Source organism: Pseudovibrio sp. W74 (assembly GCF_001623085.1).
Taxonomy (GTDB): Bacteria; Pseudomonadota; Alphaproteobacteria; order Rhizobiales; family Stappiaceae; genus Pseudovibrio.
The window spans coordinates 460,386-482,958 of sequence record NZ_LMCJ01000021.1; the positions used below are offsets into that span (position 1 = coordinate 460,386).

28 protein-coding genes and 1 pseudogene are annotated in these 22,573 nt (G+C 52.5%); 11 read left to right on the forward strand and 18 right to left on the reverse strand.

Translation table 11 applies throughout. The features are described from left to right. Positions 1-18: 18 nt before the first annotated feature. Complete coding sequence (locus PsW74_RS16655) at positions 19-984, reverse strand: D-2-hydroxyacid dehydrogenase (RefSeq protein ID WP_063287895.1); 966 nt, start codon at positions 982-984, stop codon at positions 19-21. Positions 985-988: 4 nt separating this feature from the next. Continuing rightward, positions 989-1,378: a helix-turn-helix domain-containing protein gene (locus PsW74_RS16660; protein WP_057462073.1), complete on the reverse strand. Its 390-nt coding sequence runs from the start codon at positions 1,376-1,378 to the stop codon at positions 989-991. Between the two features lie 260 nt (positions 1,379-1,638). Here PsW74_RS16660 and PsW74_RS16665 point away from each other — a divergent pair, with 260 nt between their 5' ends. Beyond that, a complete protein-coding gene (locus tag PsW74_RS16665; RefSeq protein WP_208988017.1) occupies positions 1,639-2,178 on the forward strand; it encodes a histidine phosphatase family protein in 540 nt (179 codons plus the stop codon). 11 nt (positions 2,179-2,189) lie between these two features. On the opposite strand, the gene PsW74_RS16670 is transcribed toward PsW74_RS16665, so the two are convergent. From PsW74_RS16670 to PsW74_RS16680, 3 genes are all read right to left on the reverse strand, one after another. After that, positions 2,190-3,038 (reverse strand): NAD(P)-dependent oxidoreductase, encoded by an 849-nt coding sequence (locus PsW74_RS16670; protein WP_063287897.1) that lies wholly within the window; start codon positions 3,036-3,038, stop codon positions 2,190-2,192. Between the two features lie 18 nt (positions 3,039-3,056). Continuing rightward, the gene (locus PsW74_RS16675; RefSeq protein ID WP_082596634.1) at positions 3,057-3,494 is read right to left on the reverse strand and encodes a DMT family transporter; all 438 of its coding nucleotides are present in this window, start codon (positions 3,492-3,494) and stop codon (positions 3,057-3,059) included. Between the two features lie 94 nt (positions 3,495-3,588). Next, positions 3,589-4,407 carry a TerC family protein gene (locus PsW74_RS16680; RefSeq protein WP_063287898.1) on the reverse strand — a complete coding sequence of 273 codons (819 nt, stop codon included), beginning with the start codon at positions 4,405-4,407 and terminating at the stop codon, positions 3,589-3,591. A 348-nt stretch (positions 4,408-4,755) separates the two neighbouring features. Here PsW74_RS16680 and PsW74_RS16685 point away from each other — a divergent pair, with 348 nt between their 5' ends. Next, positions 4,756-5,256, forward strand: a complete 501-nt coding sequence (locus PsW74_RS16685; protein WP_063287899.1) for an ATP-binding protein — start codon at positions 4,756-4,758, stop codon at positions 5,254-5,256. A gap of 110 nt (positions 5,257-5,366) precedes the next feature. Here PsW74_RS16685 and PsW74_RS16690 read toward each other — a convergent pair whose 3' ends face one another. Further along, entirely contained in the window at positions 5,367-5,984 is a 618-nt protein-coding gene (locus tag PsW74_RS16690) for a flavodoxin family protein (protein WP_063287900.1), read from the reverse strand. Positions 5,985-6,083: 99 nt separating this feature from the next. Here PsW74_RS16690 and PsW74_RS16695 point away from each other — a divergent pair, with 99 nt between their 5' ends. Next, positions 6,084-6,992, forward strand: coding sequence for a LysR family transcriptional regulator (locus PsW74_RS16695; RefSeq protein WP_208988018.1), 909 nt, complete (start codon positions 6,084-6,086; stop codon positions 6,990-6,992). Between the two features lie 101 nt (positions 6,993-7,093). Beyond that, positions 7,094-7,702: a hypothetical protein gene (locus tag PsW74_RS16700; protein ID WP_063287902.1), complete on the forward strand. Its 609-nt coding sequence runs from the start codon at positions 7,094-7,096 to the stop codon at positions 7,700-7,702. A gap of 67 nt (positions 7,703-7,769) precedes the next feature. On the opposite strand, the pseudogene PsW74_RS29370 reads toward PsW74_RS16700, so the two are convergent. Beyond that, a pseudogene (locus PsW74_RS29370) lies at positions 7,770-8,012 on the reverse strand (helix-turn-helix transcriptional regulator); the annotation flags it as partial. 246 nt (positions 8,013-8,258) lie between these two features. After that, positions 8,259-8,432, reverse strand: coding sequence for a cupin domain-containing protein (locus PsW74_RS30220; RefSeq protein WP_343286502.1), 174 nt, complete (start codon positions 8,430-8,432; stop codon positions 8,259-8,261). On the opposite strand from PsW74_RS30220, the gene PsW74_RS16710 reads away from it, so the two are divergent. The 3 genes from PsW74_RS16710 to PsW74_RS16720 all read left to right on the forward strand — a co-directional run bounded on the left by PsW74_RS16710 (position 8,372) and on the right by PsW74_RS16720 (position 11,606). Continuing rightward, positions 8,372-8,713 carry a hypothetical protein gene (locus tag PsW74_RS16710; protein WP_208988037.1) on the forward strand — a complete coding sequence of 114 codons (342 nt, stop codon included), beginning with the start codon at positions 8,372-8,374 and terminating at the stop codon, positions 8,711-8,713. The genes PsW74_RS30220 and PsW74_RS16710 overlap by 61 nt on opposite strands. Positions 8,714-8,749: 36 nt before the next feature. Continuing rightward, positions 8,750-9,187, forward strand: coding sequence for a DUF488 domain-containing protein (locus PsW74_RS16715; protein WP_063287991.1), 438 nt, complete (start codon positions 8,750-8,752; stop codon positions 9,185-9,187). A 199-nt stretch (positions 9,188-9,386) separates the two neighbouring features. Next, entirely contained in the window at positions 9,387-11,606 is a 2,220-nt protein-coding gene (locus PsW74_RS16720) for a TonB-dependent receptor (protein WP_063287904.1), read from the forward strand. Positions 11,607-11,647: 41 nt separating this feature from the next. Here the strand turns inward: PsW74_RS16720 and PsW74_RS16725 are convergent, their stop codons facing one another. The 3 genes from PsW74_RS16725 to PsW74_RS16735 all read right to left on the reverse strand — a co-directional run bounded on the left by PsW74_RS16725 (position 11,648) and on the right by PsW74_RS16735 (position 15,101). Then, the gene (locus PsW74_RS16725; RefSeq protein WP_063287905.1) at positions 11,648-13,243 is read right to left on the reverse strand and encodes an ABC-F family ATP-binding cassette domain-containing protein; all 1,596 of its coding nucleotides are present in this window, start codon (positions 13,241-13,243) and stop codon (positions 11,648-11,650) included. 137 nt (positions 13,244-13,380) lie between these two features. Beyond that, on the reverse strand, positions 13,381-14,595 hold the full coding sequence (locus PsW74_RS16730) for an MFS transporter (protein ID WP_063287906.1): 1,215 nt from the start codon (positions 14,593-14,595) through the stop codon (positions 13,381-13,383). 185 nt (positions 14,596-14,780) lie between these two features. Beyond that, a complete protein-coding gene (locus PsW74_RS16735) occupies positions 14,781-15,101 on the reverse strand; it encodes a DUF1330 domain-containing protein (RefSeq protein WP_063287907.1) in 321 nt (106 codons plus the stop codon). A gap of 237 nt (positions 15,102-15,338) precedes the next feature. On the opposite strand from PsW74_RS16735, the gene PsW74_RS16740 reads away from it, so the two are divergent. From PsW74_RS16740 to PsW74_RS16750, 3 genes are all read left to right on the forward strand, one after another. After that, entirely contained in the window at positions 15,339-15,692 is a 354-nt protein-coding gene (locus PsW74_RS16740; protein ID WP_063287908.1) for a hypothetical protein, read from the forward strand. A 53-nt stretch (positions 15,693-15,745) separates the two neighbouring features. Further along, positions 15,746-16,216, forward strand: coding sequence for a DUF411 domain-containing protein (locus PsW74_RS16745; RefSeq protein ID WP_063287909.1), 471 nt, complete (start codon positions 15,746-15,748; stop codon positions 16,214-16,216). 149 nt (positions 16,217-16,365) lie between these two features. Then, on the forward strand, positions 16,366-16,593 hold the full coding sequence (locus PsW74_RS16750) for a hexameric tyrosine-coordinated heme protein (protein ID WP_057462294.1): 228 nt from the start codon (positions 16,366-16,368) through the stop codon (positions 16,591-16,593). A gap of 63 nt (positions 16,594-16,656) precedes the next feature. Here PsW74_RS16750 and PsW74_RS16755 read toward each other — a convergent pair whose 3' ends face one another. The 6 genes from PsW74_RS16755 to PsW74_RS16780 form a co-directional block, all read right to left on the reverse strand. Beyond that, positions 16,657-17,043, reverse strand: a complete 387-nt coding sequence (locus PsW74_RS16755; protein WP_063287910.1) for a VOC family protein — start codon at positions 17,041-17,043, stop codon at positions 16,657-16,659. A 169-nt stretch (positions 17,044-17,212) separates the two neighbouring features. Further along, entirely contained in the window at positions 17,213-18,127 is a 915-nt protein-coding gene (locus PsW74_RS16760) for an MBL fold metallo-hydrolase (protein ID WP_208988020.1), read from the reverse strand. A 40-nt stretch (positions 18,128-18,167) separates the two neighbouring features. Further along, on the reverse strand, positions 18,168-18,743 hold the full coding sequence (locus PsW74_RS16765; protein ID WP_063287911.1) for a hypothetical protein: 576 nt from the start codon (positions 18,741-18,743) through the stop codon (positions 18,168-18,170). Positions 18,744-18,817: 74 nt separating this feature from the next. Beyond that, positions 18,818-19,588: an SDR family oxidoreductase gene (locus PsW74_RS16770; protein WP_057462298.1), complete on the reverse strand. Its 771-nt coding sequence runs from the start codon at positions 19,586-19,588 to the stop codon at positions 18,818-18,820. Between the two features lie 157 nt (positions 19,589-19,745). Beyond that, positions 19,746-20,147, reverse strand: a complete 402-nt coding sequence (locus PsW74_RS16775; RefSeq protein ID WP_057462299.1) for a nuclear transport factor 2 family protein — start codon at positions 20,145-20,147, stop codon at positions 19,746-19,748. Positions 20,148-20,301: 154 nt separating this feature from the next. After that, a complete protein-coding gene (locus PsW74_RS16780; RefSeq protein ID WP_063287912.1) occupies positions 20,302-20,835 on the reverse strand; it encodes a redoxin domain-containing protein in 534 nt (177 codons plus the stop codon). An 87-nt stretch (positions 20,836-20,922) separates the two neighbouring features. Here PsW74_RS16780 and PsW74_RS16785 point away from each other — a divergent pair, with 87 nt between their 5' ends. Beyond that, positions 20,923-21,513, forward strand: coding sequence for a TetR/AcrR family transcriptional regulator (locus tag PsW74_RS16785; protein ID WP_063287913.1), 591 nt, complete (start codon positions 20,923-20,925; stop codon positions 21,511-21,513). Between the two features lie 19 nt (positions 21,514-21,532). On the opposite strand, the gene PsW74_RS16790 is transcribed toward PsW74_RS16785, so the two are convergent. Further along, the gene (locus tag PsW74_RS16790) at positions 21,533-22,336 is read right to left on the reverse strand and encodes a hypothetical protein (protein WP_063287914.1); all 804 of its coding nucleotides are present in this window, start codon (positions 22,334-22,336) and stop codon (positions 21,533-21,535) included. Positions 22,337-22,573 lie beyond the last annotated feature (237 nt).

Here is a 22,573-nt window from a genome sequence, read left to right on the forward strand (position 1 = left end):
AACGCGCTCTAAGAGGCTTTAACTGCCTGTACGACCAACAGCGTTGGTTGGCGTGCCCTTTTGGAAGCTTTCCATGTGAGAGATCAGCTGGTCCCATAGGGTTTGCATGGCTTCCTCTGATGCCCAGGCCACATGCGGGGTTACGATCACGTTCGGGCGCTCCAGAATGCTGAGAAGGGGATTATCCTCCTGCGGTGGTTCTGTGGTGAGCACGTCAAATCCCGCTGCCGCGATCTGGTCGTTGTTGAGCGCCTCCACGAGTGCAGCTTCATCCACCAGTCCACCACGAGACGTGTTGATGAGGATTGGCTTTTGATGCATCGCGTCAAACTCAGGCGTGGAGATGATACCGCGTGTTTCTGGAGTTAGCGGCGTGTGCAGGGAGATGACATCACTGGTAGTGATCACCTCTTGCCAGGCGGTGTAACCAGAGCGAACCTCCGTCACGCCCTTACGCTCGGCAAACACAACGTCCATGCCCAGAGCCTCGCCAATGCGTGCGGTGCCCTTGCCCAATGTACCTGAGCCGATGATGCCTAAGCGGGAGCCTGCGAGATCCTTGATCGGGTGATTAAAGAAGCAAAACTTACCGGACTTCTGCCATTCGCCATTGATCACGTCCTCGCGGTAGCCTACCAGCGAGCGCCGCAAGGCGAAAATGAGGGCGAAGGCGTGCTCCGGCACTGTGTTCACCGCATAGCCGCGTACGTTGGACACCACGATGCCCTGCTCGTCGCAAGTTGCGATGTCCACCTTGTCATAACCGGTTGCCGCAATGCAGATCAGCTTCAGATCCGGCAATTGCTTCAGCACGTCGGCTGAAAGAGGCACCTTGTTGGTGATGCAGATCTGAACCCCGCGCAGCTTCTCCAGCACTTCCTCAGGAGAGGTGTTGTCATACTCCACCCAGTCATGCGGAAAGGTTGGTTTGGAGATGTGGACGCTCGGTCCAATAGTGCTGCGGTCCAGAAAAGCAATCTTCATAAGGTTACCCTGAAAATGTTGGAAGCAATGCATCAAAGATGGAGGATGGTTCGGCACTTTCATCATCCACGCCATTGCGGGCCTGCCCCCAATCGCTCAGGGCATTGAGAACCGGAATAAGCGACAAACCGTCCTTGGTCAGCGAATATTCCACGCGCACGGGCACTTCAGCAAACACCTCACGGCGAACGATGAAGTGTTCTTCCAGTTCTCGAAGAGAACGGGTGAGCATCCTGTCGGAGGCGCCGGGCATCAGTTTCTTCAACTCGGAAAAACGCTTGGAACCGGTTACGAGATGGTAGAGCAGGATCGGTTTCCACTTGCCGCCGATGATTGCTACGGTGGTGGCGACTGCTTCTATTGAGCCGATATGAGCTGCACTGTCACTTGTCATTTTTGCTTACACGCTTGTTCGTATCACTCGTGATGCGGGTAGGACGCACACTTACAGGTGCTATATCAGCTTTTAATCAAAATCAAACGAAGTTTCAGTGAGCTAGAGCTGAATAAGCTCAGCCTAACAGTTAGCCTTGCGTAAGGCTTGAGCCCTCTCAAAACGCTCTGGACACGCCTTCAGGTTCCCGCCAATATCCGTAGCTTCGATTTATATGATTTGAGTTGGATGGTCCTTTGGCGAGATACCCGGAAATTTTCGTGCTTCGGCATGGTCAAACAGAATGGAACGTAGCGGGCAGATTTCAGGGGCACCAGAATTCTCCACTCACGGAGAAGGGCAAGGAGCAAGCTCTGCTGCAAAACAAGCTGCTCTCAGGTGTTGAAGCCCTGCCAGCCACTGCGTTCGTCAGCCCGCAGCCCCGCACGGTGCATACAGCACAGCTTGCTCTGGGGTCTCAGGTTGAGCAGAAGCTGGATGATCGACTGAAAGAAATCAACTTTGGCGCTTGGGAAGGGCTGACCAAGCAGGAAGTTAAAAATCTGGTCGGAGATGACTACGAAAGCGGCCTCTGGCATTTTCAGAGCCCGCAGGGTGAAACCTTTGAGGCGATCTCAGGTCGCGTTCAGCACTTTCTGGAGGAGCTGACTGAGCCTGCCGTTGTTGTCACACACGGCATCACCTCCATCATTCTGCGCGGGCTCTATATGGGGCTCAATACACTGGAACTCCTGCAACTCCCCCGCAAACAAGGCTGCATCTATCACCTTTCCAACGGGTCAGAGCAGGTGCTGGAATAAGACCCTGCTTGTCAGAGATCGTTATGCATGGCTGCGAAATCGAAACTGTCGTGCTTGCTCTCCCAGTTCAGCTCTTGCTTCGCATAACTGGAGTCGTAAACACGGTCGATCGACTTGGGCAATTTCCAGCCTTGCGATTGAAATAGTTTTACAATCGCGGGAGACCTTCTGACAATGACAGCAGGCGCGTCTATCTTCAACTCCTCCGCATCTTCAGGCAGGAAGGGCGTTTGACCGGAGATGATGAAGCGATCAAAATCTTTTCCGTCATCAGTGAGTGTAGCCACGTGCGCTGCGGCAACGTCGCGTTTATCGATGCCTCTGTGGAGGCGATAGGCTGCCGTCAGGGCGGGGTCCTCTGGAAAGCATCGTGACATGTGCAGGGCTCTCACCTTGAACGTATCGCTTGCCAGTGGTGCCAAATGGTCTTCTGCTGCAAGTTTGGTGCGGTGATAGATCGTGCGTGGCTGTGGTTCCACCTGCTCTGTGATCCAGACTGCTTTGTCTGCAAGCGTGTTGGCCTGTCCGTAAAGAGCTGTGGTGCTGGTGAAAATGAAACGCTGAACACCTTCCGCACGCGCCATGCGAGCCAGCGCGACTGTACTCTTTACATTGATCTGGTGAAATTCATCCTCCGAGAACACGCCTACATGCGGTGCATGGAGAGCGGCTGAGTGGATCACCGCGAACGCACCCTGACAGAGGCGCTGCAGAGTGTCTGCATCAGAAATGTCAGCAATGTGTGTTGTTGTTGATGCAACGACGCGATCTATGCCGATAACATCGTAAGTTGGCTTGAGAGCTAAGACGATCTCGCTGCCAATGCGACCAGAACTTCCTGTGACAATGACCTTCTGCATTTCTGAGGCTCCTGAGACTTACCGCACCATCAAATAAGCGCCGGAGATTAGCAGCATGGCGGCGAGGGCGCGGCTGAGGTCTATGGAGCGAATGGGCAGATTGAAGAGGCCGAAGTGGTCGATGACCATGCCAGCCATTAACTGCCCGACGATGATGAGCAGCACAGCAGAGGTTGCGCCCAGCTTTGGCAGGGTTTGCGTGATGGTGAGGTAGAGGATGAGGCCAAAGACACCGCTGGCCAGCATGTACCACGGAATGGTGCGCCACTCGCTGATCTGCTCACCCTTGCGCGCAAACAGCAGGGCAAGCGAAGCGATCAATCCGCCTGCATGAATGATGACACTGGCGGCAGCTCCGCCAACGCGTTGGCCCATAATACCGCCCATAGGCGCTTGCAGGCCAACGGCGACACCGCCGAGCAGACCGATAAAGCAAATCGCGAGTAATTCCAGCACAGACAGAGATCCGATTCTTATAGAGATTAGAGCAGCTAATCCCCTCTGTATCGGTCTCCACCTGCTCTGCCTAAGCAGAAATGCTGATCAAACCCTATAGGTTCGCTAAACTGCCGAAGCGGGTTGCTTGCCTGTTTTCCACGCGGCCCGGCCTTGAAGGCTTGGTCAGGTACCGGATGTTGGACTTCCGGCGTTTCTGAACAGCCTTTATCTTCTTGCTCAGCTGAATGTGGACGATCTCCAACAGCAAACCAAAAGCCATCGCAAAGTAGACATAGCCCTTGTTGATGTGGATCTCGAAGCCCTCAGCCATGAGAAGACCACCGAGCAAAATAAGGAACAGCAGGGCCAGCGCTTTCAGGCCCGGGTGCTTTGTGACGAGCTGGTTGATTGCACCAGCTGTCAGCACCATGACAACGGCAGATGCCAGAATTGCGGCGACCATGATTGGCAAATCATCCGTCAAACCAACAGCGGTGATCACCGAGTCCATGGAGAACACGGCGTCCATCGCCACGATTTGCAGCAGCACGACTGTCATGCCGTTTGCCAGGTGAGGTGCGTGCTCGGTATCACTCGCCACCAACAGGTGTTTCAACTCCACCACGCTCTTGGCCAGCAGGAATGCGCCGCCGCCAATAAGGATTAGGTCACGACCGCTGATATCAACGGTGCTGACCTGAAACAGCGAGTAGGTGAGGGACATCACCCAGCTGATGGAGAACACAAGCCCCACACGGGCAAGCACGGCCAGTCCGATACCAAGGTTTCGGGCAATCGCGCGTTGGTGTGCAGGAAGGCGCTCACACAGAACCGAAATGAACACGACGTTATCAACGCCCAAAATCAGCTCTAGTCCAAACAGGGTAAGAAAGATTAGCCAAACCTGTGGCTCAAGGAGAAGCTCTATCATTGGTAAGGCTCCCTGATCAGAACCTCACCGGTGATCGGTCGACAACCAGAAGCGTCGTCCATTGTTTTTTGTACCTCGACAAAGGAAGATAGCCGTATCCGCTGGCATTGGGGGCTATCACCTTATGCTTCACTTGTCAGCGGCGGGCATTTTGACGGAAATCTATTCACTCATAAATAGGTGTAAATACTTATTTTGCGAGATGTGATGCATGTAAAGACTTCGTATAAATGGCAGAAATGCTTAAGATTTTTATGGATTCGGGGTGCTATGTCACATTGTGCAACCTGAGGTGAATATGAGTATGATAGATCTATAATTTTGGAATAGATTTTTACGGAGGTAATTATGACTGCTCAGGAAACAAAACTGCTTCTGGTATGCGGAAAGATTGCCTCCGGCAAATCCACTCTTCTCACGCATCTGGTGAATGATCATCATGCGGTGCTGATCAGCGAAGATCATTGGAACGCTACGCTCTTTCCCGATGAGTTGAATACGCTGGAAGACTACGTGAAGTATTCTGCCCGCGTGAAAAAAGCGCTTGGCCCGCACATTGTGGGCCTGCTGCAGCATGGTGTTTCTGTTGCGTTGGACTTTCAGGCCAACACGATGCGGGATCGCAAGTGGATGAAGAGCTTGTTCGAAGCTGCTAATGTCGCCCATGAGCTGCATTATCTCTCCGTGCCCGATGAGGTGTGTAAGGAACGCCTTTGGGTCCGTAATGAGGCAGGCGAGCATCAGTTTACGGTCAGTGAAGCTCAGTTTGAGCAGTTCACCAAATACTTTCAGGTGCCAACCGTTGATGAAGGTTTCAATGTCATCCTGCACGACTTTCAGGCCGCCTGACGAAAAAGGCCCCTCGGCAAAGAGGGGCCAGTTTTGCAAAAGTCGTTGAGACAACAGTTTATGCTGCTTGGCGTTTTTGTAGAGTCGACTTTTACGTTGTCAGTAAAGCCTTAAGCCGTTGCTTCCAGCTCTTGTGGTTGAGTGGCCGGAGCCTTGCCCCAGCGCAGGGATGCTTCCGCAATGCGCTTGCCAAAGGATTCTGCCGTGCGATGATCTGCATTTGGTGGCGCCACATCTGGCCCTTCATCCACGTTAGCTTGTGCCATCATGCCCAGATAAGAACCGAGGCGGTTGATGTCTTCAACGGAGCCAGCACTGGAGTTATTACCTGCCATATCGTTGGCGCCAACCCAAATCATACCCTGCTGAGCTGCAAAGACAGACATCTGCACGAGAGTAGTCATCTTATCGCCAGACTGTGAAGCCGATACCGTGAAGCCAGCCGCCAGCTTATTTTGCCAACCACGGTCAAACCAGACCTTGGAGGTTTCATCCATGAACATCTTAAAGGGACCGCTGACAGAGCCCAGATAGGTTGGTGAACCGAAAATGATGGCATCAGCGTTGTTCAAAATGGCAAAGTCGCCGTTTAAACCAGTGACATCGACCAGCACACCATCTGCGTTTTCAATTGAATTGATGCCATTGACGACAGACTTCGCCAGCGTTTCGGTGTGACCAAAACCAGAGTGGTAGGCAACAGCGACAGAAACTCTCTTATCCTGCATATTTTGTTCCTTTGAAATTGAGAGTGTGCGTTCTGCCGATACATGAGGGGCTGGCTTAATGAATACAAATGCATTAATTCAATAAGAACTATGCAGAAAATGAATTATTTAGGTCTTGATGGCCGTGCCCTGATGATGTTGAAGCTGATCCATGAAAGCGGATCAGTGACGCAGGCTGCGCAGATGATGGGCGTAAACCAGTCCACCGTCAGCCATGGATTGGAGCGGGTGCGGGGTCTTTTGGGAGACCCGCTGTTCGTCAAAGCAGGCCGCAATGTGGTGCCGACAAAGCGTATGGATGCTCTGATGCCCATGGTGGAAGAGCTGCTGCAAACGCTGGCGTTGATCGGTGAACCGTCAAAGTTTGATCCGTCCACCGCAACCAACCGCTTTGTGATCGACTGTCGTGATGAAGACCATAACCTGCTGATCCCCTCAGTAATCAAGCGCTTACGGCAGGAGGCTCCTGGTGTAACTCTCCGCTGTCGCCTGTCTCATCGTCACGAGGTCGCCTCACTGGTGGATGGCGATGCCGATTTGCTGTTCACCCCGCTGCCACCACCAGACTCCCATGAGTTTGTTGCGCAAACGCTGTTTGATGATGAGTTTGTGGTGTTCTACGATCCTAAAACGCGAGATGCTCCGGACACGCTGGAAAAATATGTCGCGGCACCGCATGCCAACATGCTGGTAACCGCTGATGAAGTGACATTCATTGACCGCGCATTGGCTGAGTTGGGCCACAAACGCCAAACGGTTTATTCTGCCCCCAGCTTCAACGCTCTTGCTGCGACATTGCCAGGCACAGACCTGATTGCCACCATGCCTCGCAAACTGATATGTGGTGGCATAAAGTCCGGCCTCGCCTCCTGCAAGTGCCCAGCCCCTGTCGTCGACGTTGGCATCAGCGCCATCTGGCACATCCGCAACCGTACCTCCCCCGCCCACAAATGGTTCCGCGATCTCGTGGTATCGGAAGCACAAGCACGGTTTGGGGGTTGGCATTAATCTACACCTATTAATTGAGTAAATTTACGAGTTCAGCTTGGGGTATGCTCTGGGTGCTTTCTTCAGCCATGATGATTTTGAGTTAAATTGAAAGTACTCTGATGTTGGTTGGAATGTTAAAAAAGCAATCTATTCTTGGATTATTATTATTGGGCGCTTGTACTACGACTAGCGGTGGCCCTAACGAAGTAACGGAAAACATAAAAGCCATTGCAGAAATAAACAAAGAATTGAAAGCTGGCAAAGGCATAGTGTTTACAGATTTGCATTACGGCTCGCGTCGGTGCAGGCTGCCTATCTTGTTTTTCCAGAGTAAAAGGACAAACACAGTTTATAAGTTTAGCGATGGTGAGGCGGTTTTATTTAAGAGTTTACTATCCAGACCAGGCTATAAAGCGCTTCCAGCTGGAGATTATTGGATTAGTAGGATAATTTGTGAAGAACAATACTCAATAAATTTTGGTGGGCTTCTCTCTGGTGGATACATACCAGCATCATCTAAGCAGCTTTCTCAACGTGCGCCAAGCTTTACAGTTAGCGCAAATGAGATCAGTCATATCGGAACTATACAGCTCGTAACTCGCGAAAAGGGCGGATATTTCTCCGACGAAAAAGTAACGGTGGAACTGGTGCCTACAAAAAAATATGCGATTAAACAGATGAAAACGAAGCTTCCGTCTCTTGTAGCAAATATGACTTTTAATCAGTAAATTATAAATATGATCGACAAAAGCCTCGGTAAATACCGAGGCTTTTGCTTCATAAATTACAGGGTTCTTACTCTCTCTCGCCATTCTTCCGAAATGTTCCCGGCCCCATGCCAAAGCGTTTTTTGAAGAGTTTGGAGAAGGAGGGGAGGGAGTTGTAGCCGCAGCGGGTGGCGATTTCATCGCTGCTGAGGTTGGTGTCAGTCAGTAGGCTGCGCGCGCGCATCAAGCGCCAGTCTCGCACATACTCCATGGGTGATTTGCCCACGCGCCGAATGAAATGGCGGGCGAAACTGGCGCGCGACATGCCTGCAACTTCGGCTAGGCTGGTGACTTGCTAGTTCTGCTCGGGTGCGCGGTGGATCTGGGTGATTGTGCACGCGAGGGACTTGTCAGCCAGCGCCGCGATAAAGCCTGTCTGTGCATCTTCGCTGGGTTGGGCGTTGAGCGTTCGCGTACTCTGAATGACGATTGTTTCAATCAATCGGATTAAAATGGCACTAGAGCCTTGCCCGTTAAAGTTTGCTTCCAGGGCTATGAGTTTGAGCGTTGCTGCTAACTAAGGCTCCGAGCCCAGATCCTGCAAGCGTAGCCGTAGGGAAGACGGTAGGCTGGAGAGGATCGGATGGTCAAGCTCCTCATCAAACTGACAAAATCCGCAGAGCAAAGAGGTTGTTGCAGGCCCTTCACCTACTTGGAGACAGCCATCTTGCAGAGCCCTGCCAGCCAACAAATCTCCTATTCCAACTGCTCAACCCAAAGGCCTGGGCTGTGGCGCTGATTGTAACTGTTTCCTACACCAGTGCTGAGAACTACATGACCAGCTTGATGTTGCTGATTGCGGTCTTTGCTGTGGTGAACATTCCCAGCACCAGCACCAGCATCAGCATATGGGCGCTTTCTGGTTCAGCCCTGCGAACTCTGCTGGCAAAAGGCAATCGCATTGCTCTGTTCAACGTGAGCATGGCCCTGCTTTTGATCACGAACATGGCACCCGTGTTGCCGATGAACTAAAACAGGCTTGCTTGACTGAGAGACAAAGTGATTGATATGACCCTGACAACAATCGGTTTCACCAAAACAACAGCAGAGAACTTCTTTGGCCGCTTGCAAAGTGCGGGCGTCAAGAAGGTGATTGATGTGCGCCTCAATAACACTTCTCAGCTGGCTGGTTTTGCCAAGTCCAATGATCTGGCCTTCTTTTTGGAAGCCATTGGCGGCATTGGCTATGAGCACGAGCCATTGCTGGCACCGGATCAGGATATGTTCAAAGCCTTCAAGAAAGAGAAGGGCGACTGGACCATCTTCAAAGACCGCTTCATGGGCCTGCTCTCCCAGCGCAAGGTGGAGAGCAAGTTCAAAGCAGATATGTTCGAGGGCGCTTGCCTCCTCTGCTCCGAACACCTCCCGCACCAATGCCACCGCTCCCTCGTCGCCAACTACCTCAACAGCCGCTGGGGCGGAGCACTGAAGGTGACGCACCTTTGACTTCGGGGAAGCTGATTGGTTTCAGATTTCGTGAGTGCGTCAATTATCGCAGAACTGTAGGAATCGATTTCTACCACTTGTAAGCGTTGAGAAATATTTATCCAAAACTCCAAAAATAAAACTTGATTATATTACTCATGTTTTATAGTTAGAGGCCAGCCGCAAGCCAATCTCTCTTTCTATAAACATCGGTAATATAATGAAGTTCTCTCCGAGACCGGAGCAGGCTTGCAGCACCCTAGTGCTTGTCGCCTGCGCTTTTTCACTATCTGTGCAATCTGCTCAAGCTCAATCCAATAAATCGAAAGAAGGCGAAGATACCGACGCGCTGGACCCGATTGTTGTGACCGGGTCTACAGACAACAAGGACACTATTGCGCAGTCCGAAATCACAAGTGACCTGATTGACCGCACTCAGTCCGCGACGATTCCTGGCTTGCTCTCCAGCCTCCCTGGTATTGAGTTGATCGGTAACAGCCGCGTTCTGGGGCAATCCATCAACATGATGGCGTTTGGCGACTCTGAAGATATTGAAATCACCATTGATGGCGCTCAGAAGTCCTTTGAGAAGTACCAGCAAGGATCGGTCTTTATCGACCCTGAACTGCTTAAGGTCATTGATATCACCAAGGGGACTTTTTCGGCCGAAAAGTATGGTGCATTCGGAGGCTCTGTTGAGATGACAACTAAGAGCGCTTCGGACATGTTGCGTGATGGCCAGTCGTATGGTGCTTTTGCGAAAGTCGGCTTTGCTTCCAACGGCAATGAGCTCGTCAAATCAGCTGCCACCTATGCCCGCTCGGAGGAGCAAGGCTTTGAAGTGTTGGTTGCTGGAACGCACCGAACCAACGATGACTACTCAGTTGCAGGTAATGACGAAGATCTGACTCTTTCTGCGGGCAGCATGTTGACAGGGCATTTCAAAGCAAGCCTGGAGCGTGAGGACCACTTCTTTGAGTTAAGTGGCATACATTCTTACAGCGATGACTACAAACCATGGGCTGCCAGACGTGGTTTGATAACGGCTTCGCAGTGGTCTTTGAATAAGTATGGCTCCTTGGAAGAATACCTGAAAACTCAGGCTGTTGACCGTGAGATGAAGGATACTTCATTGAGCGGGACTTATGAATATAACCCAGACAGCGATCTTATTGATTTGGCGTTCAAGGCTTCTTACTCCAAGACAGCCCAGCATGACACGCGTCGGGTACCCGTCTCTGATCCGGACTACAGTGCAGGCCTTTATGTTGGGGGTGACGACAGCACACTGGACTATTCCATCTACAAACTGGACCTTCAAAACACCTCCGCCTTTAATTGGGGTGATTTTGAAAATACGCTGAAATATGGCGTGCAGATGCGCCACGAAATTCGCGACAGTATGGCTTTTAAGAAGAGTTATGTTGGGCGGCCTGAGTACAATGATGGGCACTTGCAGCCTTATAATATTCCGAGTGGAACGCAGACAATTTGGTCCGCTTGGGGTGAATACACGATTGGTTTTGCTGGATTAGAACTGACGCCGGGGCTGCGTTATGACTACATTCATTCCAAAGGTGAATCCAACCTTGCACCTAAATATAACAATCCAGAGATGAATCATGATTACGGTACTGTAGAGCGCTTTGGATTCTCTCCTAGCATCAGTGCAGTTTACTCTCTGACACCTAACATCAAACTCTTTGGTGACTATGCTTATAAGCTTCGTGCCCCACTGGTTGATGAGTTCTATGATGTAGGCAGCTCACGTGCGACGGCAACGCAACTGCAAAATGAGCGTGTTTCTGCCAAACGTATCGGTGTGGCTTCAACCTTCAAGAATGTGCTGATACAGAACGACACGATTACTGGTCGTATGGCGATCTACCGCAATGATGTCTCCAACAACATTTATCGATTGTTGAGTGAGAACTCGAGAAGCTATGACGCTCCTGCGCCAACATATGGCAATCTTGCTGGCTACTATACGCAGGGCTTTGAAGCCGAGTTGTATTACGACAGTGAGCGGTTCTTCGGTAGCATTGCGTATTCCAGAATGCAGGGTAAGCATGATGGGACACTTAAAGACGTCAATGCAACCACGGACCAGTACGTCTCTGAAGTTGCTCCAGCAAAGTTGGTCGTCAGCCTGGGCTACAAGGTACCAGAAGCGGACATCACATTTGGCTGGAAGGGCCGTTTTGTCGATGCTCAGGACCGGGTGCCAGATAACTACACCAGCCTGTATCGTCCGAGTAAAGGCTATGCAGTCCATGATGTGTTTCTGACATGGACTCCAAAAGAGGGGCGTTTTGAGGGATTGGAGGCCCGTGCTTCCATTGAGAATATGTTCAACAAGAACTACCGCCCTTATTTTGCTGATGGAGCAGCGCCTGAGAAGGGTGTTAACTTCAAAAGCTCAGTGAGCTACAAGTTCTAAGCGTTTTGAGAGCGGGGGTGGTGAGCCTCCGCTTTTTTGTTTCACACCCCCACCGCTTCCCCCAACACCACCTCTCTTGTCACCCCAATACTCTCCAGAAACGTGGCATCGTGGCTTACTAGAAGGAGGGCGCCGTTGTAGGTGGTGAGGGCGGATTCGATGGCCTCAATGGCGGTGAGGTCGAGGTGGTTGGTGGGTTCGTCCAGGATGAGCAGTTTGGGGGGCTGGGCTGCGCCGAGCACGCAGGCGAGGCCGGCGCGGAGCATCATGCCACCACTGAGGGTTTTGACCTGCTGAGTGGAAGCGTCTCCGCGGAAGAGGAAGCGGGCAAGGATGGCGCGGCAGGTGTTTTCATCCTGCTCCGGATTCAACACGCGGAAGTTTTCCAGCACCGATAGGTCCGGGTTCAGCAGGCTAACGGTCTGGTCCAGCACACGAGCAGATGGGTGCAGCTGGCACCTGCCGGACAGGGGTGGGAGCTTACCCGTCAACGTTTTCAGAAGCGTGGTCTTGCCAGTTCCATTCGTGCCTTTGATGGCAATGCGTTCCGGCCCCGTTATCACGAGCGAAAAATCGTGAAGCAAAGGCTGATCTTTCTCATAGCCCACGCTCAGGCCCTCAGCTGTCAGCACCCGCTGACCGCTGGCAATACCAGAGGAGGCGATACTGATGCTGAGCTGTTCCAGAACCTCGATCTTTTCGCGGGCTGCCTTGGAGTGTTGTTCCGCTTCCTCGCGCAGTCGGGAGGCCTGATTAGCGTTCTCTCCAAGGCTGTTTTCAGCCTTGTTGCGCATGGCGTTGAGAAGGATCTTGGGTTGGTCGCGTTTGGCGCGGGCGCGTTGACCAGCTCCATCCTTGCGGGCTTTGCGCTCGGCAACGCTCTGGATCTTGCGGTTCAGGTCGCCAATACGCTTTTCAGCAGATGCCAGATCTTGCTCAGCGGCTGCCAGTTCCTGTTCTTTTTGGGCTTTGTAGAAGCTGTAGTTGCCGCCAAACACGGAGGCTCCCAGTGTGGTCAGTTCAACAATGCAGTCCATCTGCTCCAGCAAGGCACGGTCATGGCTGACGATGATTGCACCCTTGCGCCACTTGGCGAGGAAGGTGCCTAGAGCCTGCCGCCCATCTACATCCAGATTGTTGGTTGGCTCGTCCAGCAGCAGAAAATCAGCATCATGAAACTGAAGAGCCGCCAACCTGCAACGGGTGATTTGCCCGCCTGAGAGGGCGGAGAGTGGGTGATCAGTGGAGATTTCCAGCCCCATCTGGGCAAGGGCCGCTTCCATGCGACTTTCCAGCGTCCAGTCTGCGTGAGCCAACTCGTCCATACTGGCAGTTCCTGCCTCAGCCTTTTGCAGGACGCGCAGAGCTTCGGTGATGCCAAACAGGTCTGCGAGTGTTTCTTGTGGCCCGCTTTGCAGCTGCTGCTTTAGCAAGCCGATGGACCCTTGCACGGAGACTGAGCCGGAAGCAGGTGTCAGCGCACCGCTGATGAGGTTCAGCAGTGTTGTTTTGCCAGTGCCGTTGCGGCCAATCAGGCCAGTGCGGTGTTGAGAAAACTGAAGGTTGAGATCAGAAAAAAGCGCAGTACCGTCAGGACGTGCGTAAGACAGATGATTGAGTGAGATAGATAAAGGCATGGCGATGAACTCTTACAGAAACAGGGCAGGTTGAATGTGTTGTCCTGTTCTTGTTCATCGCTTTATCTCCTCGCGTTTTGATCGGGCCAGAGATTATGCGGTTTGCACGGGAAGTCAAGGCACATACAGCTTGCCCGTCATTGCCCCGCATCCTGTGTTGCTTTTGCCTCACTCCTCTGTGCGCTTAGCGCAAGCAACAGAAGGAGGGAGATGAAGAGCACCACAACGCCGGGAATGATGGAGGCACTGGAGAGGCTGAGGGTGGTGATCAACACGCCGGTTATAAGACTGCCAACAGGAGCACCGCCTTCATCACCCAGATACATGACGCTGAGCACGCGGGATTTGTGGGTTGAGGGCGCTTGTTCCTGCAAGATGGTGCGGCTCATGTTGAGGCAGATGCCACCGCCAACGCCCCAAAAGAAGATGCTGCCAAGAAAAGCCCAGTAAGGTGGAGACATCGCCCAAAACAGCAGTGCAAAGCCGCCCATACTGTAACCCACAACAAGCGGTGGGACTGGATTTCTGATTGCTCCCAGTTTGAGGAGCAAGCCGCTGGAGCATGCCCCGCCAACCATGAAGACAGCGAAGGCAAATGCGAAGTCAAAACCTGTGGCGTGATAGGTATCCCGTAACATAAGCGGTACCAGAACGGCATAGGGACCGCCCAGTATGAGGCCGGCTGAACTCATCAGAAACACAGGCAATCTCAGAGTTTTGGAAGACAACACCAAAGCCAGTCCCTCACGAATTTCACTGAGGATGCTGGGTCTGTCTTTTTCCGCAAGTGTTGGCGTGTCTGGCAAACGCAGGCTTGTTGTAATGCCAACCAGAAAGAGCGTGCTGGAGATGGCAAGCAACGGTGCAACACCAACCCACTCCACACTGCTGGCAAGTGCAAAGCCTGCCAGCGTGACGAGGTAGAGCATCCCCACGGAAAGCGTCACGCTGCGCCCGATGTGCATGGATGAAATGTGGTTGAGCATGCCATCCAGCGTAGGCTGAACGAATGCCAGTGTGGTGCCAAAGAGCAGCGCAAAGAGGAGCAGGCCTTCAAACCCGATAAAGCCGAGATGAAGCAGCACAGTCAACGCTATTACGGGGACCGCATTGGCGATGTGTAGCAAAACAAGCAGCTTGCGCTTGTTGAAGCGATCAGCGACGGCCCCGGCAAACAGCAGCACAAACAGGTTGGGCAGCATAGAAGCCGTCATTGCATAGCTCACCCGTTCCGGGCTCTCAGCAAGGTAGACAGTTACAAGGTAGGGAAACAGTACACCCAGCATAGCACGGGGAAAGTGAAAGCTGGTGAGGCTGAGTTGATAAAACAGGATGGGGCGTGCAACAGACATCAGTAAAATCTCAAAGAAATAATCTTTGAAGACTATCGGCAGATCATGGCCCTGTCTGCAAAACCCAGCGTTTCTGCGAAATAAAGCACGTCTGTTGCCCGTACAGCACGCTTTGCGTGAAGGCAGGCGCTCTGTCGTATTCTTGGGGAGGACAGAGCGCCCTAATGCCTTTGGGGGGATGTGATTTAGATGCTGGATTCCACAGCAATCGTGAAGTTTGGCGGGATTACGTCTGTGCGAAGGTGTTTGATTGCCTGGTATTCAGGGGAGTTCCAGAGCGTCATGAGCGCGTCCATGCTTGGGAACCGGAAAAGCGTCAGTTGCGCGTTTGTGTTCCATACGCCTTCCAGATGTTCAAAAGGCTGATCGGGTCCGCCAAAGATGATGCATTCCCCACCTGCCGCTTCGAATAGTGGGACGGCTTTTTCGCCGTATGCATCGATTGAGCCATGGTCTCTTGGCATAAAGCTGCTGGCGACAAGGTAGGCGGCTTTTGGTTCACTCATGTCAGTACTCCAGTTTAGTCAGGTGAGGCAAAAGCGCAAAATTGTGCCAATTGAGGGGAACAGCCTCAGCCCGCTTGTGATGAGATGACATTCAAGTACTTCCTCAAGTTAAGTTGAGGTCAAGTGCTTTTTCGGGAAAAATGAAAAATCTGGTGCGCATAAATGTCACGCTGTCCTACGCAGGAGATTACAACAGTTTAACTTGAAACTGCCGTAATGTGCCCTTAGGTTGCAGCCATGTTTCGTGTGCTGATCATATTATTGACGCTGTTCGTCACCACGCCCTATGCCATGAGCATGCAGGGCGAAATGGCGTCTAACAGTGCAGCACAAAAGCTCGCTCTGGCTGAGCAGAATGCAGCTGCCATGGAGCATATGATCTCTGACAAATCATCTTGTTGCTGCTGTGAAACAGAGACAGCCATGGCAACAGGTATGACTGCCTGTATGGCGACACTTGGCCTGCTGGATCAGACCAATGCAATCTCTCCTTTATACCGCAGCTCCAGCATGTCTGTGCCGGTTTTATTACCGGTGTACTCTGCTCAAACCAGCGGTATAGACAGGCCTCCAATCCATTCAGTTGCTTAGACCTCAAAACTCTAACTAACTGAAATAAATAATAAACTGGATTGGATAGACTCATGATCTCCAAGGGTAATCTACTTGCTGGCGTGTTCACTGCTGTTCTTGGTGCAAGCGCTTTAACGCTGCCTGCTCATGCTGAAGGCGATAAAGACGTCACGCTTTACAAATCTCCAAATTGTGGATGCTGCACGGCTTGGGGCAACGCTCTTGATAAAGCGGGCTTCAACGTGATCGTGAAAAAGACGGATGACCTTTACCGCGTCAAGCAGCAGGTGGGCGTACCAGAAGATTTGGAGGCGTGCCATACCGCGATCGTGGATGGGTATGTGATTGAAGGACATGTACCGCTGGATGCTGTAAATCGCATGCTGACGGAGCGTCCGGACATCAAAGGCCTCTCAGTTCCAGGAATGCCAATGGGGTCTTTGGGCATGGGTGAGCAAACTGAAGACACTCAGTATACTGTGTTTGCAATCCCATCCGTGCTGGGCGGCAAGCCTGCTGTTTACCAAAAAATCGGCAACTAATCTCTAGAGTTTGCAGGCAGGAGTGGCGTTGCTTCTGCCTGTTTCTTTGAGGATCCCCTCCTACAAATCCCAATGGAAATTGGGGAGATTGCGCTTGTCTCTTGCCTGTTTGACTCTTCCAAAATCGCCAAATCAAAAGGATGCGAATTATGGATGAGAACTGGCTCCCAACGCTGCAAACAGCCAACCCGCAAGAGGGCTATGAGCTTGCAGTAAAACTTTCCCGCATGGCGATCAAATTCATGCAGCCGGATGCCGAAGTCCGCTCTGCCATGCGCTTGATGTATGAATATGATTCAGAGTCTCTGATCGCAGCTTCACAAACCATCGCTGAGCACTTCAGCACTGTTGCAGCGGCCAACAACTACTGGAAATAAGCTCCGCTTTCCTGCGCTGAAACACATCCCCGATGGCCCAAAGGTTTTCGGGGAGATGCTCTGTCACGCTCCCACGAGGGCCGGGGATTTCAGCTCACACAGGTTGCCATCCGGATCGGTAAAGGCTGCGATTGTGCCCCAGTCGAATGTTTGAGGCTGAACATCCAGTCCGTTAGCGTTCAGGAGCTCAATGGCTGTGTCCATGTCGTCCGTGTTGAACCGCAGGACGCAGGGGTTCTGCCTCCGCGGTTTTTGCGTGGGGCTGCCGTGCCCGCCGCGCTCAACCATAAGATAGCTGCTGCCAAAGCGAAAACTGACCAGATCCGGCGTGCGTTCAATAACTTGCAGGCCCAGAGTGTGCTCATAGAACTGCACACAGAGCTCAAAGTTTTCCGTAAACAGGATCACGCCAAACTCTGCTGTCAGCTCAGAAATGCTGGTGGGTTTCATCTCAAAATCACCTTGCTCAAATGACTTGTCAGCGCATGATGCGCCTGAAAATACAGGCGGTCATGCTAAGCCAGCTGATGATCCTGAGCAAGAAAACCGATTGCACACCGCTTGAAGAGGTGCGTGCAACCGGCTGAACTGCTGCCAAAGTGAGGCGCGACCCAAGCGATTAGCTCAGGGGCTTGAAGATGAAGCCATCGCCGTCCTGTGTGACATGGCCCATGCCGGGATAGCTCAGGTGTGTGGCTGCCAGTGGGGTGCCGCTTTCTGCAAGGCGAGTGAGCAGTTCCCTGCGTGTTTTGATGGCTTGCTGCGGATCGATGTCGAGGCCGTATGTGATTTCAGGATTCCTGAACTGCAAAACCTCCGAGATGATGGCGTCGCCGATGATCCAGAGTTCCTTGCCGCCACCAGCAATGCGCAGCCCGCTGTGTCCTGGTGTGTGGCCGGGAAGTGGCACAAGCACCAGTCCGTCCCCCAAGTCTGTTTCACCTTGATAGGTCATAACGCGATCTTTGAGAGGCGCTGCGATCGCTTGGGCGACTTCGACGAGAGGTTTCATTTCATCTGGAACGCGTTCTGCCAGTGCCGGGTCTGTCCAGAAGGTCCATTCAGCCTCTGCCATATGGATTTTTGCATTGCTGAAACCACCGGCATTTGGACCCAGCAATCCACCAATATGATCAGCGTGCATGTGGGTGATGACGATATCTGTGATTTCATCCTGCTTGATGCCCTGTGCGGCGAGCAAGGCATCCAACTTGCCTACATTTGGGTCTGTCTCCGCAAAAACGACACCTGACCCCGTATCAACCAGCACCAGCCGTTTTCCCGCACGGATCAGCCAGACATTAGCGCCAACAACAACAGGGTCACCCGCTGTTGCAAGAATTTCCGCATTCGCATTGCCAAACCAGTTGTTGGGCAGGTTGAAGTAACCATCTGAGAACGTGGAAAGTTCCAGCCCGCCAAGCTTCATGGTGGCCAGCTCACCTGCGAAACTGATGGGTGGCAGCATGGTGCTGGCAGCCGTGGCAGCCAAGGTCAGCATCACGCGCCGGCGGGTCATTGTGTACGGTGTCATTTTGATCTCCTGTTGTCTTGTGGGGTGAGAAGAGTAGCGGTTACGCACGCCAGCTTTCTGAGAAGGCCAGAGCGCCGGTGGTGAAGGGGTGACCATCCAGATCCATAGGCCAGATTTGGCCGCGGGCCTGTTGTCCATTGACCGTGAGCACTGCCTTTTCCGCCGGGATCATCACCGCGCTCACGCCATAAGGGCGGAGCGGCAGATCGCTGACAGTCTCGTCGCTGACGAGCAGAGGCTGGTGCATATCGAACCATGACATCACGATCTCATCCTCTTCGCTGCGGATGGTCTGTCTCCATGCTTTTTGGGTGTCACCGCTTCGGTCAAACTCGGCGTTGATGGTTGGGATGTTTTGGTCTTTGGTGTCTGGCCCCAGCATGCCCTGCACAGTGGATTGCAGCCAGCGGGTCATCTCCACATTGTCGGTGTAGATGCGCCATTCATCGTTGGTCAGTTCACTCTTGATGAACAGAGCGTGGCCAGCCCCTTTGGGGGAATATGTGATGGTCCAGAGACTTGCCTCGGATGTGCTTGGGCCGTCTTTGGTCTCGCTCAGCCAGATGAAAGGATTTTCGCCGTTGAGTATGACAGTGCCGGGATTGACTGATGGCATGATGTAAAACCTTGAGAATGTTGAATGAGAAGCCCACCCCGCTTGCGGGATGGGCGAGCATGTCTAAGCCGCTATCAGGACGCGCGAGGCAGCCTGATCTGGTTCATGCCTCCATCCGCCTGCACATCTGCGCCGCGCATGAAGGAAGACTCTGAGGAGGCGAGGAACACAGCGACGGCTGCCATCTCCTCTGGCTGTCCAACGCGGCCTGCGGCCAGAAGGTTGCCAAAGGCTTCGTTTGTGGCCTTCACCTGCTCGTCTGTAAGCCCGCCGTTGGAAAGAGCAGGCGTATCAATAGGGCCGGGGCTGAGAACGTTGATGCGTGCGCCGATCTCATAAAGGTCTGGCGTCAGCGTGCGGGCGAGGGAGCGCACCGCAGCTTTGGAGGCGGCATAGGCTGAGTAACCCGCTGTGCCCATTTCGCTGATGCAGGAGCCCACGAGCACCACGGAGGCCTCAGGTGCCAAAAGCGGCAGTGCGTATTGCACGGTGAAGAAAGCGCCTTTGAAGTTGACGTCAAACACACGGTCCAGCTGTTCCGCGCCGGTTTCAATCAGCGGGGTGGCCGGAGCAACACCCGCATTGGCAAAGACAACATCAATTCTGCCATAGACTTCTTTGACTTGCTCAAAGGCTCTGCGCAGAGAAGGCAAATCGGCTACATCACCGACAACACCCATTGCGTTTTTACCAATTTTGGCGACTGCCTGATCCACTTTTGCCTGTGTGCGGGCCAAAATGACGACGTTTGCACCTTCAGCCACAAAGGCCTTCGCGGTGGCAAGCCCTATTCCGCTGTTGCCTCCGGTGATGAAGGCAACTTTGTTTGCCAGACGATTGCTCATAAGAATTCTCCAGTGAGGTTCAAAAAGAAGGCGAAACCGCCATGAGCGCATGCTTTCAGGCTCCGGCGCGACCAGAGTGCGGAGGAACCTCGGCTCCGCCACGGTGTTGACTTAGGGGATGCCCCCTAAGCCGCTCATTGGAAGGGAAGTCTTGTTATCAGCTGTCCAGCGGCTGCATGAAGATTGCTTCGCGCAGCACTTGCCAGCGGCCATCTTCAAAGCGCCATTCAATGTTGCAGAGCAGCTTCATTTCTTCGTCGTTCATGCCGCTGTGTTTGCGGGTCAGCACAGAAACGCCGGTATCACCGAGAATATGGAAATCGTGCCATTCCGCCCATGTGTTCAGCTGGTGCTTGCCTGCTTCAGCCTGTTTTCGGAAGTGCTCGATAAACTCTTGCTTGTTGAAGGTGGTCACGCTGCTGTCTGGCGCAACAAGCGTGGTGTGGAAGTCATCGTGATAGATGGTTTGCAAGGCGTCAATGTCATAGTTGGTGGCGCGGTCGATCAGATGATCCATTGCTGCGCGGATGGCTTCTGCAGTGTGTGTTGCCTTTGTCATTTTCTTATCTTTCTTCGTCTTTTCACGACCACCAGAGTGTTATCGAGTGTTCCCAGACCTTGTTGCGGCTGAGTTAAGTCGTCATATAGGGCAGTGTGTTAGTTGAGTTTTACGAGGTTGGCAGTTACGGAAAACCGCTCAAAAAACCTCGGATTTACTTAAACGTGCCACGCACTGGATACGCGTTGGCGGGGCTGCGGATAAACTCCAGCCCACCCAGCAAGGATCCAAGATCTGGCCGTGTAAACGGGGCGTTGGAGATGTCTACCAGCTGCAATTCCTGCTTGTCGTTCACCACAAAAAGGGAAGGCTCCGCAAAGGGGGCTTCAGCTTCCAAAGGTGAGCGAGGCTTGGAGATGTAAACGCCCAGTTCCTGCATCTGCACAAGGGTCAGACCGTACCCGGCCGGAAACTCCGGCTGCACATCTGCCAGTTGGTGTTGTGCTCTTTCAAGGCTGTCTGCCGAAACCGCCAGCGCCTCAATGCCAAGGCGATGCAAGTCACTCAGCTTTTCGTTGAGCTGCTTCAGGTAACGGGTGCAAAGTGGGCAATGAGCCCCGCGATACACCACAATCAGCTGCCAGTCGAAGTCAGCATCAGGTGTGCCAAGCGAGAGTTCGCCACCACCAACAGCCTTCACTGTAAGCTGCGGAAACGGCTGTCCCGCTGCTAATGCTGTATGTTTCACAAAAGCCTCCTTGAGTTTTGTAATGAACGTTATTAAACTCGAATTCAAACAAGAGTCAATCGTTTTGTAATGAATGGTACAAAATAAATGGGACGCCCAAGAAACTTTAACCGAGACGAAGCCCTGCAAGCTGCCATCAATGTGTTCTGGAAAAAAGGCTACGACGGAGCCTCCATGAAGGACCTGACGACAGCCATGGGCATCAACAGTCCAAGTCTGTATTCGGTGTTTGGAGACAAGCATCAGCTCTATCTGGAAGCGATCGACCGCTATTCCAATGATGACGGATGCGCACCGCTGGTCGCGTTTGAAACCGAGCCGGATATTAAAAAGGCGGTGGTCGCCTTCATGCGCTCAACCATTGATTACGCCAGCAACCACGAAAGCGGCAGCAAGGGGTGTTTTCTGGGTAACTGCGTTTCAACAACAGTGGGGCAGGTGGAAGGCACCACCGAGCGACTTCAAGGGGCGATCACCGGAGCAGATGAGCGTCTCGCCTCCCGCTTTGACAAGGAAAAAGAGCTGGGCAACCTGCCCGCTGACTTTCCCTCATTAGAACGTGCCCGCCTGATGTTCGACCTGCGCCAGGGCCAGGTCCTCCGCGCCCGCGCTGAACTCGACCAGGACACCACAGAGGCAGTCCTCGCCTTCCGCGCAAAGATGATATTGGCGGTGTGAGGAAGACTGAGCGCAGCGGCTAGAGTGCTGCTGCGCGTTTCTTTACTTGCTGTTTCAGGCGTTTATCAAGAATACCGGGCAAGAAGATCATCGCGAGCACACTAAGAAGCGCTGATTGAATGAGCAGGCGGATTGGGGCGCCGAGCTCGGCTTTCAGACCGATTGCCACAGTGAGAAGGTCAACACTGCCATGAATAGCGAGAAAAGAGCCTGCCAACAGGATCGAAACAATCTTGGTTTTTTCTCTGATGAACTGACCGTAGGCAATGTTTTGGAGGCGCTTGTCCTCTGATTTTTTGAAGACCCAAAGCCGCGAAGAAAAATAGAGAGCCCCGAAAAGTGATACCGTAACGACTGCGATAGAGAGGTAACCGCCAGTTCCTGTGAGACTTATCTGGAGTTTGGTTGCTGTGAAGCCAAGCGCGGCGAAAAGCACTAGTAAAGCTAAGTAGCAAATAGAGAATTTCAGCAGGAACCTGATCAGAACTGCTGTGCTGTTTGCAGCCATTTCCTTTGTTATTTTAGCCGTCGAAATCGCAAGCAAATAAGTTGGCAGACGCTTTGAGCCCTTGTCTGTGATTTGCCAGCACCTAAAGGCGCCATTGGCGGTCATTTCGGGTTCAACTTCAACAGGTCTTGCCCAACCTCGCTGTGAGATTTCATCCAAAAAGCGATCTTTTGGGAAGCCTCTGGGGACAATCTGGCTCACTGTTGGTTCCATTATCATGGAATGCAAAATTGCTCTGTCATGACCTGACAATGCTTCATACGAACTGGAAGCACCCTGAAGTTTCTGCTCTGACCTGTTCAGTTCGATTTCCATAAAGTGTCTTTGCAAATGCCGGGTGTTGCTGGTTCGAAATTCTGAGTTTTAACAGATAAAGTTTAGTTTGCGGGGCGTTGTCATGAAAGCTTTGGAAACTGAGGGTATGGTTTTTGAAGTGCTGCCGAGTCTCTTTTCAAGAGCTATACTGTGAATTGTAAAAAATATAAATATCACAACACGTTACCGCATAACTGTGCCGTTACCTAGCTTATGAGATTTTACCGCTAATATACC